The organism is Arthrobacter mangrovi, assembly GCF_026011795.1.
GTDB lineage: Bacteria > Actinomycetota > Actinomycetes > Actinomycetales > Micrococcaceae > Crystallibacter > Crystallibacter mangrovi.
Map to the genome: position 1 here is coordinate 41184 of NZ_BRVS01000001.1, position 14640 is coordinate 55823.

Below are 14640 nucleotides of genomic sequence, written 5' to 3' on the forward strand. Positions count from 1 at the left end.
ACCCGCAGCCTTCCCCGCCCGGGTGGGCAGCGCCGTCGTTCGCTCCCCGCCCGGGTGGGCACCGCCGTCGTCAACCGTCCGCGACGGGGCCCGGAGTTAAACGGCAAGCGGGGCGGCAGGCCGTGGCCCGCCGCCCCGCTAGTGCAGGTCGGTTACTGCTCGTCCGCGTACGGATCGGCGATGCCGACGTACTGGGTGTAGAGGTACTCCTCGATGCCCTCTTCGCCGCCCTCGCGGCCCAGGCCGGACTGCTTGACGCCGCCGAACGGTGCGGCGGCGTTGGAGATGACGCCGGCGTTCAGGCCGAGCATGCCGGTCTCCAGCTTCTCGCTCACCCGCAGGCCGCGGTTGAGGTCCTTGGTGTAGACGTAGGCGACCAGGCCGTACTCGCTCGCGTTGGCCAGCCGGACGGCGTCCTCTTCTGTGCTGAAGGTGACGATCGGGGCGACCGGGCCGAAGATCTCCTCGGCGAGGATGCGTGCCTTCGGCGAGACGTTGGTGAGCACGGTCGGCTGGTAGAAGTAGCCGGGGCCGTCCACCGGAGCGCCGCCGGTCACGGCCTTGGCGCCGTGGGAGATGGCATCCTCGACCAGTTCGTGCACGCCGTCGCGGGCCTTGCCGTCGATCAGCGGTCCGACGTTCGACTCGGGCTCGGTGCCGCGGGCCGGGGTCAGTGCGGCAATCTTGGCGGCGAACTTCTCGGCGAAGGCGTCGGCGATGGAATCCTGCACGATGAAGCGGTTGGCCGCGGTGCAGGCCTCACCCATGTTGCGCATCTTGGCGGCCAGCGCGCCTTCAACGGCCTTGTCCAGGTCGGCGTCCTCGAAGACCAGGAACGGGGCGTTGCCGCCGAGCTCCATAGAGGTACGCAGGACGCGGTCGGCCGAGTCGCGGATCAGGGCCTGGCCCACGGGAGTGGAACCGGTGAAGGAGAGCTTGCGGAGCCGCTCGTCCTTGATCAGCGGGCCGGTGACCTTGCCGGCGGTGGAGGTCTGGATGACGTTCAGGACGCCGGCGGGCAGGCCGGCTTCCTGCATGACCTGGGCGAAGAGCAGGCTGGTCAGCGGGGTCAGAGTGGCCGGCTTGAGGATCGCGGTGCAGCCGGCGGCGACGGCGGGCGCGATCTTGCGGGTAGCCATGGCCAGCGGGAAGTTCCAGGGGGTGATGAGCAGGCAGGGGCCGACCGGCTTCTTCTGGACCAGCAGGCGGTTCTTGCCGTCGGGCGCGGTGGCGTAGCGGCCGCCGACGCGGACGGCTTCCTCGGAGAACCAGCGCAGGAACTCGGCGCCGTAGGCCACCTCGCCGCGGGCCTCGGCCAGCGGCTTGCCCATTTCCAGGGTCATCAGCAGAGCGAAGTCTTCGGCGCGCTCGGTCACGAGCTCGAAGGCACGGCGCAGGATCTCGCCGCGCTCGCGCGGAGCGGTCTTGGCCCAATCGGCCTGGGCGGCCGCGGCTGCGTCCATCGCAGCGGCACCATCTTCCGGCTGCGCGTTGGCAATGGTGAGCAGGACCTTGCCGGTGGCGGGGTCTTCGACGTCCAGCGTCTGGCCGCCGGCAGCGTCGCGCCACTCGCCGTTGATCAACAGACCGGTGGGAACCTTTGCGAGCAGTTCCGCTTCGCGGTTGGCGGTTTCAGCCATGGCGGTGCCTCCAATGTTGGTAAGTGATTGGTCGGGCTTCGGTGCCCTACTGCATCCACCGTAGGTGCTGAGCCTCACGCCGGTAAATGCGGTACTGCACTACATTACATCCGAGGTGCTGTGCAGATAGACAAAGGATCTTTGTACGATCCTGTATGACGAAACGGCCCTCCGCCCGGGCCCCGCGCCGGGGAAACCCGAGGTGCTCAGGCCTTGGGCGGCCGCGCGGCAAGGACCGCGGAGTAGAGCTCCCGCTTGCTGATCCGGGCGTCGGCGGCGACCGCTGCGACGGCGTCCTTCAACCGCGAGCCTTGGCCGATCAGTTCGTTGACCTCCGCGACGTGGTCCTTCGCCTGCTCGGGCGGGGCCTCCGGGGCTCCCGCTACGACGACGGCGATCTCGCCGCGGACCTCGGAGGCCTCGGCCCATTCCAGCAGCTCGCGGACGGGGCCGCGCAGGACCTCCTCGTGCAGCTTGGTCAGCTCCCGGCACACGGCGGCGCGCCGCTCCGGGCCGAAGGCCGTGTCCAGGGCCCGCAGCATCGGCTCGAGGCGGTGCGGGGCTTCGAAGAACACCATCGTGCGCTTCTCGGCGGCGAGTTCGGACAGCCGGGCCTGCCGCTCGCCCTGCTTGCGCGGCAGGAACCCTTCGAAGGTGAAGCGGTCGGTCGGCAGGCCGGACAGCGCGAGGGCGGTCAGCACGGCGGACGGCCCGGGGACGGCCGTCACCACCAGGCCGTCGGTGACCGCGGCCTCCACCAGGCGGAAACCCGGGTCGGAGACGGCGGGCATGCCGGCGTCCGTCACCATGACCAGGGTGCTGCCTCCGCGGACCAGGTCGAGCAGCTCGGCCGTACGCGTGGCTTCATTGTGCTCGTGGTAGCTGATGATGCGCCCGCTGGCCGTGATGCCCAGGGCGTGCAGGAGCTTGTGCAGGCGACGGGTGTCCTCGGCCGCCACGACGTGCGCGGTCTGCAGCAGTTCAACCAGCCGCGGCGAGGCGTCGCCGATGTTGCCGATCGGCGTTCCCGCCAGGACGATCTGGCCGGGGCCGCCGGCTGCCTGCTCATTCACAGCATCAACCCTACCGGGCCGCGCACCGGACCCGGAGCCTGCGGCGACACAGCCCGCGGCGGGACAGCCCGCGACCTAAGCCGGCGGACAGAGCGGCTACGCGTAGAGCTCCTACGGGTAGAGCAGGTCCGCGGGGACGCTGCCGAAGCCGCCGGTGTCGTAGTACTTCGCCACCTTCTCCATGTAGCCCGTCCACTGCGCGCCGGCGATCGAGGAGCCGTCCACGAACTCGCGGGCCACGCCGTTGACGGGCACGTAGTTCAGCGAGGAGTAGGACTGCCAGGTGCCGACCCAGGACGCCGTCGAAATGCCCTGCGTGTAGCCGACGGTCCAAGTCTGTTCGGAGAGGTCGGTGGTGCCCGTCTTCGCGGCCGCCGGCACACCGATCGGCTCGATGCTCCCGGGCGCGTTTTCCACGAGCTTCTGCAGTGGCTTGCTGATGGCGGCCGCGACCTCCTTGGAGATGGCCTGGCTGCACTTCTGGTCCGGTACGTCGTAGTTGGTGCCCTGTGAGTCCGTGACTTCCAGCAGCGCGATCGGCTCGCAGTAGCGGCCGCCGGAGGCGAACGTGGCATAGGCTGCGGCCATGGTCATCGGCGCAACCTCCTGGCCGCCGATGATGAAGGACGGGCTGGCGACCGACAGCGGCTTGCCGTCGACGGCCCGGTGCACACCCATCCGGGTGGCGGCGTCCTGGATGTCGCAGAGGTCAAGCTGGGCCGCCTGCGCCGCGGTGGCGGAGTTGACCGAATCCGTCAGGCCCTCGCTGACCGTCATGGGCCGGGCATAACCGGGCAGCGCGTTCTTGAAGCTCCACTGGCTGAACACGGTGTTCTTCGGGGCGCAACTGGCCTTCCAGTCATAGCCTTCCGGGTAGAAGGTCCGGCTGGCGTCAACCACCTCGTTCAGCGCCCGCCCCGCTTCCAGCCAGGCCACCGTCGTGAACGGCTTCATGGTCGAACCGGGCTGGAAGCCGTAGGGGGTTCCGCCCTTGGAGGCGTCCACGTTGAAGTTCAGCTCGGTGTTGGAGGCCGCGGGTTCCGGGCTGTAGTTCGTGTTCTGCGCCATCGCCAGGATCTTGCCGGTGCCGGGCTCCACCGAGACCATCGAGGAACCGGCCCCGGACTCGTCGCCCATCGGGACCTGCTTCTCGATCTGTGCCTGGGCCTCCTTCTGCAGCCGCGAGTCGAGCGTGGTCTTGATGGTCAGTCCACCGCGGGCCAACAGCCTCGCCCGCTCGGTGGCGTCCTTGCCGAACACGTCCGACTGCAGCACGAGGTTCTCCACGTAATTGCAGAAGTAGTCGCCCATCGTCGCGGCCGTGCAGCCGGAATGGATCGGCTGCGGGTCCAGGTCCAGCCCGGACGCCTTGGCCTCCTTGTATTCGGCCTCGGTGATCTTGCCGTTCTTCAGCATCGCCGCCAGGACCATGTTGCGGCGTTCCTTGGTCACGTCCGGGTTGGTCACCGGGTCGAAGTAGTTCGGCGACTGCACCATGCCGGCGAGCATGGCCGACTGGGCGATGTTGAGTTCTTTGGCGGGAATCCCGAAGAACGACTGGGAGGCCGCTTCCACCCCGTAGGTCTGGCGGTTGAACAGCACGATGTTCAGGTAGCCCTGCAGGATCTCGTCCTTGGAGTACTCGCGTTCCACTGTGACGGCCAGCTTCGCCTCGCGCACCTTGTCCGCTATTGACTTGGTGCCGCTGATCGTCAGCTCCTCGACCGGCTTGCCCGCCTGTACGCCCGCGTCGATCAGGACGTTGTTGACGTACTGCATGGTGATCGTCGACGCGCCCTGCAGCCCGCCGCCCGCTGCGTTGTTCACCAGCGCCCGTGCCATGCCCTGCAGGTCCACGCCGCCATGGTCGTAGAACCGGGCGTCCTCGATCGAAATGATCGCATCCTGCATGTGCTGCGAGACATCCTCCAGCTTCACCGGTTCGCGGTTCTCGGCGTAGAAGGACGCGATCAGCTTCCCGTCCGCGCTGTAGATTTTCGACGGCGCGTCGAGCGGCGCGCGCTCCAGCTCGCCGGGAAGGTGCTCGAAGAGTTCCGCGATCTGGCTGCCTCCCGACGCCGCCACCGCCGTGGCCGGAACCAGCAGTCCGGCAGTGAGGACGCCGCACAGCATGCTGACCGCCAGGAACAGGGCGATCTTCCCGCGCTTGGTGAGGGAATCCGGCAAGGACAGACGAGGCTTAGGCACCCTGTAAACGTTATGGCAACCGGCTGAGAGGATTCTGGAAGCCACGCCACCCCCGAAACGCGGCGTGCCGGCGCGGGCCGGCAGATGCCCTAGAGTCGGAGGGTGGCTTCATGCGTCCCCGGGTCGATCCGCCGCCCAGACGGCGGCTCCCCGCGGCGCACTCCCGAGGTTACCGGCGGGTAGGATGGCGGACGTGAATTACGCCACCGGCGCCGCGCGGGCCCCCGAACGGCGCTGGATCGAATCCCCCGCCCGCGCGTTCTCCGAAGCGGTGCTGACGCGGCGCCTGCTCGGTTCCCCCGCGTTCTTCGGGAAGTGGGGCTGGCTTGTCCCCCTGCTCGTCGCGGCCATCGGCGGCGTCCTCCGCTTCTACCGGCTCGGCGAACCGGGCTCCCTGGTCTTCGACGAAACCTACTACGTCAAGGACGCCTACTCCTACCTCCATTTCGGCTACGAGCGGGAGTGGCCGGACGACGCCAACGATGCTTTCAACGCCGGCAGCCCCGGACAGCCCCGGGACGAGCCCGAATACGTGGTGCATCCCCCCGTCGGCAAGTGGATGATCGCCTTCGGCATGGCGCTCTTCGGCACCGACAACGCCTTCGGCTGGCGGTTCGGCGCGGCCCTGACCGGAACCGTCTCGATCCTGCTCATCGCCTTGATCGCGCAGAAGCTGTTCAAATCGACGGCGCTCGGCGGCGTCGCGGGGCTGCTGACCGCCATCGACGGCCACCACCTGGTGCACTCGCGCACCTCCCTGCTCGACATTTTCCTCAGCTTCTGGATCGTGGCCGCGTTCGGCGCCTTGCTGCTGGACCGGGAACACGGACGACGGCGGCTGGCCGCCAAGGTGGCGGCCCTCGCCCGGGGCGAGGGTACTCCCCGGGAGTCGGACCTGCTGTATGGGCCGCCGGTGCTGTGGCGCCCCTGGCGGCTTTCGGCCGCGGTGTGCCTGGGCCTGGCTGTGGGCACCAAATGGTCGGCGCTGGCCTTCCTCGCGGCCTTCGGACTGATGGCGGTGCTGTGGGACATGAACGCGCGCCGCGTCGCCGGCATCCGGCACTGGTTCGCCGCCGGCGTGGTGCGGGACGGGCTGCCCGCGTTCTTCACCATGATTCCGCTCGCCGCGGCCACCTACCTCGCCACATGGACCGGCTGGTTCCTCTCGAAGGACGGCTATGACCGGCAGTGGGCCCGCGACCACGGCGGCGGCATCTGGGGCTGGGTCCCCGACCCGCTCCGCTCGCTGGCCGAATACCACCGCAGCGCCTACACCTTCCACAGCGGCCTGGATTCCTCCCACCCGTACGAATCCAGCCCGTGGTCCTGGTTGTTCATGGGACGGCCGACATCCTTCTACTACCAGGGCGAAGAGCAGGGCGTGAACGGCTGCCCCGTGGCGGACTGCTCCACCGCGGTCACCGTGGTGGGCAACCCGATCATCTGGTGGGCGGCCGCACTGGCGCTGATCGCCGTCGTCTTCGCCTGGCTGGGACGGCGCGACTGGCGGGCCGGCGCCATCCTCTCGGGCATCGCCGCCGGATACCTGGTCTGGTTCCTCTACCCGGAGCGGACCATGTTCTTCTTCTACGCCATCGCCTTCCAGCCCTTCCTCATCCTCGCGCTGACCTACGTGCTGGGGCTGGTGCTGGGGCGGAGCACCGACCCGCCATGGAGGCGACGGCAGGGCCTGGTCATCGTGGGCCTGTACCTGGTCACCGCGCTGCTGGTGGCTGCGTTCTTCCTGCCCGTCTGGACCGCGGAACAGATTCCGTACCAGGACTGGCGGTGGCGGATGTGGATGCCAAGCTGGGTATGACGGGCGCACGAGACCAACTCCTCAACGACGAAAGGCGCGCAGATGCGGGAAGCAGCGACTGAACTTCTGGCCCGGATGCCCGAGGGCACCAATATCACCGATCTGCTGGTGTCCCGGCAGCGGCGGGAGCCCGGACGCGCCCTCTACGCGGTCAAGCGGAACGGGGCCTGGACCGACGTCTCGGCGGCCGAGCTGCACGGCCAGGTAAGCGCGCTGGCGAAGGGCCTGATCAACGCCGGCGTCGAGCCAGGCGACCGGATCGCCGTCATGTCCAAGACCCGCTACGAGTGGACGCTGGTGGACCTGGCCAGCTGGTACGCCGGCGCCGTCGTCGTTCCCATCTACGAGACCTCCTCGCCGCACCAGGTCCAGTGGATCCTCGCCGACTCCGGCGCCAAGCTGGTCTTCGCAGAGGACGCCGCCCGGGCCGGGACGGTGCAGAGGTCGATGCAGGAGCTGCCCGAGCCGCTGCCGGTGTGGACGATGACCGGGCCCGGTTCCGGGCTGCTGGAGCTGCAGGCCAAGGGCGCGGACGTCACGGATGACGAGCTGGAGCAGGCCCGGACGTCGCGCACTTTGGAGGACCCGGCGTCGTTGGTGTACACCTCCGGTACGACGGGCCGGCCCAAGGGCTGCATCATCACCCACGGCAATTTCGCCGAACTCGCCGTCAACACCACCGAGTTCCTCGCCGAGATCCTCAAGGAACCCGGCGCCAAGTCGCTCATGTTCCTGCCGCTGGCCCACGTGCTGGCGCGAGCCGTGCAGGTCATCTGCCTCGCCGCCGGCGTCAAGATGGGGCACACGGGCAACATGGGCGAGCTGATCGAGGACCTGGGCACCTACAATCCGACGTTCCTGCTAGTGGTGCCGCGCGTGTTCGAAAAGGTCTATGCCACCGCGCGGCAGAAGGCCGAGGACGGGGGCAAGGTCAGGATCTTCGACGCCGCCGCAGCCACCGCGATCGCCTGGTCCAAGGCGGTGGACGCCGAATCGCGCGGCGAGGGTGTGGGCCCCTCGCTGCTGCTCAAGGCCAAGCGGGTCGTGTTCAACAAGCTGGTCTATGCCAGGCTCCGCGCGGCCTTCGGCGGACAGGTGGGCTTCACCGTCTCCGGCGCAAGTGCGCTGAGCCCGGAGCTGGCGCACTTCTTCACCGGCATCGGCATCCCGGTGCTGGAGGGCTACGGACTCACCGAATCCACCGCCCCGGCCACGGTCAACCTGCCGAACCGCAATAAGATCGGCACCGTCGGCCTCCCGCTGCCCGGCACCACCGTCCGGATCGCCGACGACGGCGAGGTCCTGATCAAAGGCATCGGCATCACCCGCGGCTACCACCACAATGACGAGGCCAACGCCGCCGGTTTCGCCGACGGGTTCTTCCGCACCGGCGATCTCGGCCGGCTGGACGACGACGGCTTCCTCACCATCACCGGCCGCAAGAAGGACCTGCTGGTCACCGCCGGCGGCAAGAACGTGGCGCCCGGTCCGCTCGAAGATGCCCTGCGCGAGCATCTGCTGGTGGCGCAGGGCGTGGTCATCGGCGAAGGCCGGCCCTTCGTCGCCGCCCTGCTCGGCCTGGACCCCGAGGGCCTGGCCCGCTGGTGCCGCACCCACGGCAAGCTGCAGCTGGACATCGGCGCCGCAGCCACGGATCCCGACGTCCTCGCCGAGCTGCAGCGGGCCGTGGACCATGCCAACCGCCTCGTCTCCCGCGCCGAGCAGATCCGCAAGTTCAGCGTGCTGCGGCAGGAGCTGACCGAAGCCTCGGGCCACATGACCCCGTCCCTCAAGCTCAAGCGGAACCAAGTGATCGAGGACTTCGCGACCGAGGTCGAGAGGCTCTACGGGAAGCCTTAGCCGCCTTGGGGGACGCCGGTACGCCGGGCCGGGTTACCGGGCCTGCTCCGGCTCCCCCATGTACCGGGCCCGGGTGGCCTCGAGCTTCTCCGAGCTGCGCACGCGCCGGGACTTGGTCGGCCAGGTGAAGGCCATGACCAGCGACGACATCAGGAAGACCAGCACCCCGATTACGATCCCGGCGTCCATCCAAAACTGCCCCGGGAACAGCCGGATCAGCGTGTCGTTCGTGAAGAACGTCCAGGTTCCCTCGGCGAAGAAGATCCTGTGAAACTCAGTGAAGAACAGCTGCCAGTTCAGCGCGCCCAGCACGCCGAGGACCACGATTAGCAGCACCGTCGCCACTGACCCGGCGAACAGCCCGCGCCGGATCCCTCCGGGGTAGTGCCGCGCCAGGTAGATCGCGCACAGGATGGCCAGCACCAGCAGCACGGCGCCGCCGATCCAGGCCCCCATGATGACGGCCTTTACGTCCGCCATGTGTCCCACTTCGGTGTCGAGGAAGAGCTGCCGCCCGTCCGTTCCGACGAGGTCGCCGAGGTACCGCGGCCCGGACCAGTTCAGCAGGTAGTCGACGGCGTACGAGCCGTAGGTCATCCGGTCATCGGTGCTGAAGCCGAAGCCGTCCGCGGGGAAACCCGGGCGGTTGTACTCGGCCCACAGGAACAGCGGAGTGCATACGAGCCGGATCGCACCGATCAGCAGCAGGAACGGGAAGCAGACGGCGAGCACAACCTGCAGGATCCGCCCCGCCACCGGCTTGGCCCGCAGCGCCTCCTCACGCTGGTTGGCCCGTTTGATGACCTCCGAGCGCGGCGGGCTGGTGGGCAACGAGCCGGTGTCCGGATTTGTCTCGTCGGAGGGGGCGCCCCCGGCGGGCCGGGCGGGACGGCCGGTCCGGGCCCGGTCACCGGTCTCTGCCGCATTCCGGGCTCCACCGGTTTCGTCGGCCGTGCGCGGCTCTTCGTCCCGGGGCGGCTCACCGGCTTCGCCCGGTTTTCCGGCGGTTCCCCGCTTGGCGGCCTGTGCGGCTACGGCCGCAGCGCCGGCGACGCCAACTGCGGCGGCGCCCACCGCCACACCAGACGGCTTCGTAGCGGACGACGACGGCGTTCCACCCGCGGGTGTGCCGTCGCCCTTGGTTTCGGGGCGGACTTCTATGCCGGCCTTCTCTTTCCCGGCCCGGGTTTCGGGACGGCCTTCGCTGCCCGGCTTCACTTCCTCGGCCCGGATTTCGGGACGGCCCTCGCTGGCCGGCTTCTCGCCGTCGGCCGGTGTCTCGAGCCCGCCCTCGCTGGCCGGTTTCGCTTCCCCGGCCCGGGCCGGGGTAGCAGGAGGCGTCGAAGCACGGGTGAAAGCCGCTCCCCCGGCCGCGAGACGGGCAGCCTTCTTCAGGTCGGCATCACGCGATTCCTCCCGCGCGGCAGAGGACGGGGCACTTGGCTGGCCCGGCCGCCCCTGGTCGGCTTGATCGGCCTGCCGCTCCTGGTCGGCCTGCCGCTCCTGATCGGCCTGCCGCTCCTGGCCGCCCCGATCGGCCTGTCCTTCCTGCCCGGCCTGGTCGACCGGCCGCTCCCGGGCCCCTGCGTCGCTTGGCAGTTCGGCATTGCCACCGCCGTTCTGGCGACCGTGGCGTTCGGCTTTGGCCTGTTCCCGGCCTGCCCCGAACATTCCGCTGAGGAAGCGGATCTTGTCGGCACGGTTCGATCCGGTGGAGGCCGCGGGCTCTTCATTCCGACCGGGGGCTCCCCCGGCTTCCGGACCGCCCGCGGCAGCGGCAGTGCCTGCTGTTGCTCCTGCCGCCATTCCGGGAGGGGTCGGCTCGCCCCAGCCGGGAACGGCGTCCGGGCGGAAGCCTTCAAAAGACCTGCCGCTCCGCGGTGCCTCGCCCAGCCCGGCCTTCACCCCTTCGTTCGCCCCGCCGGTCCGCCCGGTGGACTCCGGCGGGACTGGAGTGGACCCGGCGCTGCCTTCGGACAGCCGTCCCGTGTTCCGGTCCGACCCGCGGTTCACCTCGAACCTGTCGGCATTCCTGTCCTCGCGCGCCACGTTGTCCTCTTTCCTGGAATAGCTCTGCTGACCCTCACTATCGACAGTACCCGCGTCACCCTCGGCGGCTGCGGAATGCCACGGATGCGGAATGCCACGGAACCGCCGAGCCGTTCTGCGGGACGCGCAGCACCGCCGTCGTTCCGGCTGCAAGGGAAATCCGCCGCCGCAGGCTCCGGAACACCGGGCACTGCGTCAGCTGGTCCGGACGACCTCACCGGCGTCGAAACGGCCCAAGTCCCCGCGTTCGCCCGCCGCATACGCGCGCCGGCCAAGCACCAGCGTGTACACCCAGTACCCGGCAAGCACCAGCGCGCCGATCCCCAGCCGCGCCCAGTGCGGCAGCCCGCTCGGCGTCACGAAACCCTCGACCAGCCCGGACACGAAGAGCACCAGCACCAGGCCGAGCGCCACCGTGATCAGCGAGCGGCCCTCCCGGGCAAGCGACGCCGACCGCTTCATCCGTCCCGGCGACACCCACGCCCAGAAAATCCGCAGCCCCGCTGCGCCGGCGATAAAGATCGCGGTGATCTCCATCAGGCCGTGCGGCAGGATGTACAGGAAGAAGGTGTCCAGCTCGCCGTAGGCCGCCATCATGCCGCCTGACATGCCGACACCCTGGGCGTTCATCCACAGGATGAGCGGCACCCATACGCCGGTCACGCCGAAGGCCACGCACTGGGCCGCGATCCAGGCGTTGTTGGTCCACACCATCCCGGCGAAGGACGCCTGCGGGTTCTCCGAGTAGTAGTTGACGAAGTCCTGCTCCACGTAGCGGCGCAGCTCGGCGTCCGAGCCCATTGCCTTGATGACCTCGGGGTTGCCGGCCACCCAGGCTCCGAACAGCCAGGCGACCAGGATGAAGGCGGCACCGATGATGACCGTGAGCCAACGCAGCCGGTAGAACGCCGCGGGCAGCGCGAAGACGAAGAAGTTGGCGACGTCCTCGGTGAAGTTTGAGCGCGCGCCCGTGAACCGGGTACGGGCGCGGGAAATCCGGGTGGAGAGCGCAGCAGAGAGCTGGCTTTCGGGCGCGATGGAGCGGATCATCGACAGGTGCGTCGAGGCACGCTGGTAGAGGACCAGCAGCTCGTCCGCCTCCGCGCCGGTCAGCCGGCGTTTGGCGCTGAGCTCATCCAGGCGCTTCCAGTCATGCTGGTGCACCGCTGTGAAGGCATCGATATCCACGATCCCAGCCTATCGGCAGCAGTGCCGCCCGAGGTGCGCGGCCGCCCGCGGCCGCCGCGCGCCGTCGTCGTTGTTTTGAGGCAGTGCACGCACGCGGAGCGCCGCTAGAGTGAAGGTATGAGCAACATCGTCACGGGCGAGGCCGTTGTCCTGGAGCTGCGGCCGGCGTCCTTCGGGGTGCGCGCGGTGAGCTCGATCATCGACTGCGGCACGAACTTCCTGCTGCTGGTACTGGCCATCGCGTTCTTCGCCGAGACGCTGCAGCTGAACTTCGACGCGGCCGCGGCGCAGGCCCTGAGTTTGACGCTGTTCGTGTTCTTCCTGGTGATCGTGCCGGTGGGCGTCGAGACACTGACGCGGGGGAAGTCGCTCGGACGGCTGATCATGGGGCTGCGGATCGTGCGCGACGACGGCGGTGCCATCCGCTTCCGGCATGCCCTGATCCGGGGGCTCGTAGGGGTGTTCGAGCTCTACCTGCTGCTCGGGTCCGTCGCGTTCCTGGCGGCCCTGTTCAATGACAGGTCCAAGCGGGTCGGGGACCTGCTGGCCGGCACGTACAGCATGCGGGAGCGGGTCGGCGTCATCCACCAGCAGCTGCCGCACACCCCGCCGCAGCTGGTGCCGTGGGTCAAGCTGGCGGACATGGGCCGGCTGCCGGAATCGCTGGCGCGCCGGGTCTCGCAGTTCATCACGCAGGCGCCGAAGATGATCCCGGCCTCGCGGCAGCACCTGGCCGTAGACCTGGCCACGGAGACGGCCCAGTATGTGTCGCCGGCCCCGCCGCCGGGCACCGCGCCGGAGATGTTCCTGATCGCGGTGATGGCCGAGCGGCGCGAACGCGACTTCGCCCGGCTGACCCGGCAGTACGAAAGCTCCCAGCAGCGCAGCCAGCGGCTCCACTCGCTGCCCTTCCGGGACTAGCCCGCGGGCCGAGCCGGGCGGTGCACCCTACGGCTGCAGTGCTGTCTCCGCCTGGACGAGGCCGAGGCCACCGAGCTGTCCACGTTTGAAAGGGCCCCTCGGCATCGCCGCAGGTCAGCGCGTTGCTTGAAGCTGAAAGTTGGACAGTTAGGCCTAAACGTGGACCGGAAGGCGGCGGCGCAGGCAGGGGCCAGCCGGACGGGACGCGAACGGCGGGCAAATGCGCAGCGTCGCGACGGACGCACGGCGGCCACGGGAGCCACACCGACCGGACGCGAACGGCGGGCCGGCCACGCGAAGGTGGCCGGCCCGCCGTCGTAAGCGGAAACCCGGAGGCGGAGCGCCTCGGCTCAGTAGCGGTAGTGGTCCGGCTTGAACGGGCCGGCCGCATCAACATCCAGGTAGGCGGCCTGTTCCTTGGTCAGCTGGGTCAGCTCGACGCCCAGCGCGTCCAGGTGCAGCCGGGCGACCTTCTCGTCCAGGATCTTCGGCAGCACGTAGACCTGCTTGGCGTACTCGGGCTCTCCGGTGGTCGAGTCCGCGGCGGGCTTGCCGGCCTTGGTGAACAGCTCGATCTGCGCGATGGTCTGGTTGGCGAAGGAGTTGCTCATCACGAAGGACGGGTGGCCGGTGGCGTTGCCCAGGTTCAGCAGGCGGCCCTCGGAGAGCACGATGATGGATCGTTCGCGGTCGGTGCCGGCGTCGAAGGTCCACTCGTGCACCTGCGGCTTGATCTCGACCTTGCGGACGCCGTCGATCTTCTCCAGGCCGGCCATGTCGATCTCGTTGTCGAAGTGGCCGATGTTGCCCACGATGGCTTTGTCCCGCATCCTGGCCATGTCGGCCGCCATGATGACGTCCTTGTTGCCGGTGGTGGTGATGAAGATGTGGCCCTCGCCGACCACCTTGTCCAGGGTGGTGACCTGGTAGCCGTCCATCGCGGCCTGCAGCGCGCAGATCGGGTCGATCTCGGTGACGATCACGCGGGCGCCCTGGCCGCGCAGCGCTTCGGCGGCGCCCTTGCCCACGTCGCCGTAGCCGCAGACGACGGCGATCTTGCCGCCCATCAGCACGTCGGTGGCGCGGTTGATGCCGTCCGGCAGCGAGTGGCGGATGCCGTACTTGTTGTCGAACTTGGACTTGGTGACCGAGTCGTTGACGTTGATCGCCGGGAACAGCAGCTGGCCCTGCTCGGCCAGCTGGTAGAGGCGGTGCACGCCGGTGGTGGTTTCCTCGGTCACGCCGAGGATGCCGCCGGCGGTCCGGGTCCACTTCTGCGGGTCGGCGGCGAGGGACTTGCGCAGCACGTCGAGGATGATCGTGTACTCGTGGGCGTCCTCCGCGGTGGCCTCCGGCACGGCGCCGGCGGCTTCGAACTCCACGCCCTTGTGCAGCAGGAGGGTGGCATCCCCGCCGTCGTCAAGGATCATGTTGGGGCCCAGCTCAGGGTTCTCGGCGGCGCCCGGCCAGGTCATGATCTGCTCGGCCGTCCACCAGTATTCCTCGAGGGTCTCGCCCTTCCACGCGAACACCGGGACGCCCTGCGGGTCTTCCGTAGTGCCGTTGCCGACGACGACGGCCGCGGCCGCCTCGTCCTGGGTGGAGAAGATGTTGCAGGATGCCCAGCGGACCTCGGCGCCGAGCGCGGTCAGGGTCTCGATCAGCACCGCCGTCTGCACGGTCATGTGGAGGGAGCCGGCGATCCGCGCGCCCTTGAGCGGCTGGCTGGCACCGAACTCCTCGCGCAGGGCCATCAGCCCCGGCATTTCGTGCTCGGCGAGCCGGATCTGGTGGCGTCCGGCCTCGGCCAGGGAGAGGTCCTTGACCTTGTAATCGAATGACATGTGGGCTCCTGGGTAGTGGTGCGGAAAGTCAGGCGTAG

The 14640-nt window shown here is 69.1% G+C and carries 9 protein-coding genes; 3 read left to right on the forward strand and 6 right to left on the reverse strand.

The annotated features are described in order from the left end of the window. Nucleotides 1–152: 152 nt before the first annotated feature. From AHIS1636_RS00185 to AHIS1636_RS00195, 3 genes are all read right to left on the reverse strand, one after another. Nucleotides 153–1640 carry an NAD-dependent succinate-semialdehyde dehydrogenase gene (locus tag AHIS1636_RS00185; protein ID WP_264793788.1) on the reverse strand — a complete coding sequence of 496 codons (1488 nt, stop codon included), beginning with the start codon at nt 1638–1640 and terminating at the stop codon, nt 153–155. Between the two features lie 206 nt (nt 1641–1846). After that, nucleotides 1847–2713 (reverse strand): 16S rRNA (cytidine(1402)-2'-O)-methyltransferase, encoded by an 867-nt coding sequence (gene rsmI / locus AHIS1636_RS00190; protein ID WP_264793789.1) that lies wholly within the window; start codon nt 2711–2713, stop codon nt 1847–1849. A 111-nt stretch (nt 2714–2824) separates the two neighbouring features. After that, nucleotides 2825–4921: a transglycosylase domain-containing protein gene (locus AHIS1636_RS00195; protein ID WP_264793790.1), complete on the reverse strand. Its 2097-nt coding sequence runs from the start codon at nt 4919–4921 to the stop codon at nt 2825–2827. A 184-nt stretch (nt 4922–5105) separates the two neighbouring features. Between AHIS1636_RS00195 and AHIS1636_RS00200 the strand changes: the two genes are divergently transcribed. Together AHIS1636_RS00200 and AHIS1636_RS00205 are read left to right on the forward strand one after the other, a co-directional pair. Next, nucleotides 5106–6740, forward strand: a complete 1635-nt coding sequence (locus AHIS1636_RS00200; protein ID WP_264793791.1) for a dolichyl-phosphate-mannose--protein mannosyltransferase — start codon at nt 5106–5108, stop codon at nt 6738–6740. A gap of 42 nt (nt 6741–6782) precedes the next feature. After that, nucleotides 6783–8600: an AMP-dependent synthetase/ligase gene (locus AHIS1636_RS00205; RefSeq protein WP_264793792.1), complete on the forward strand. Its 1818-nt coding sequence runs from the start codon at nt 6783–6785 to the stop codon at nt 8598–8600. A 33-nt stretch (nt 8601–8633) separates the two neighbouring features. Here AHIS1636_RS00205 and AHIS1636_RS20370 read toward each other — a convergent pair whose 3' ends face one another. Both AHIS1636_RS20370 and AHIS1636_RS00215 read right to left on the reverse strand, forming a co-directional pair. After that, nucleotides 8634–10649 (reverse strand): TIGR01906 family membrane protein, encoded by a 2016-nt coding sequence (locus tag AHIS1636_RS20370; RefSeq protein ID WP_309298543.1) that lies wholly within the window; start codon nt 10647–10649, stop codon nt 8634–8636. Nucleotides 10650–10844: 195 nt separating this feature from the next. Then, nucleotides 10845–11837, reverse strand: coding sequence for a stage II sporulation protein M (locus AHIS1636_RS00215; RefSeq protein ID WP_264793793.1), 993 nt, complete (start codon nt 11835–11837; stop codon nt 10845–10847). 117 nt (nt 11838–11954) lie between these two features. On the opposite strand from AHIS1636_RS00215, the gene AHIS1636_RS00220 reads away from it, so the two are divergent. After that, nucleotides 11955–12758 carry an RDD family protein gene (locus tag AHIS1636_RS00220; RefSeq protein ID WP_264793794.1) on the forward strand — a complete coding sequence of 268 codons (804 nt, stop codon included), beginning with the start codon at nt 11955–11957 and terminating at the stop codon, nt 12756–12758. 350 nt (nt 12759–13108) lie between these two features. Here the strand turns inward: AHIS1636_RS00220 and ahcY are convergent, their stop codons facing one another. Then, the gene (gene ahcY, locus AHIS1636_RS00225) at nt 13109–14602 is read right to left on the reverse strand and encodes an adenosylhomocysteinase (protein ID WP_264793795.1); all 1494 of its coding nucleotides are present in this window, start codon (nt 14600–14602) and stop codon (nt 13109–13111) included. Between the last annotated feature and the right edge of the window lie 38 nt (nt 14603–14640).

Excerpts from the sequence above, each read along its gene's own strand:
- AHIS1636_RS00185 (WP_264793788.1), bottom strand. The coding sequence starts at position 1,640 with ATGGCTGAAACCGCCAACCGCGAAGCGGAACTGCTCGCAAAGGTTCCC.
- AHIS1636_RS00200 (WP_264793791.1), top strand. The coding sequence starts at position 5,106 with ATGGCGGACGTGAATTACGCCACCGGCGCCGCGCGGGCCCCCGAACGG.
- AHIS1636_RS00205 (WP_264793792.1), top strand. The coding sequence starts at position 6,783 with ATGCGGGAAGCAGCGACTGAACTTCTGGCCCGGATGCCCGAGGGCACC.
- AHIS1636_RS00220 (WP_264793794.1), top strand. The coding sequence starts at position 11,955 with ATGAGCAACATCGTCACGGGCGAGGCCGTTGTCCTGGAGCTGCGGCCG.
- ahcY (WP_264793795.1), bottom strand. The coding sequence starts at position 14,602 with ATGTCATTCGATTACAAGGTCAAGGACCTCTCCCTGGCCGAGGCCGGA.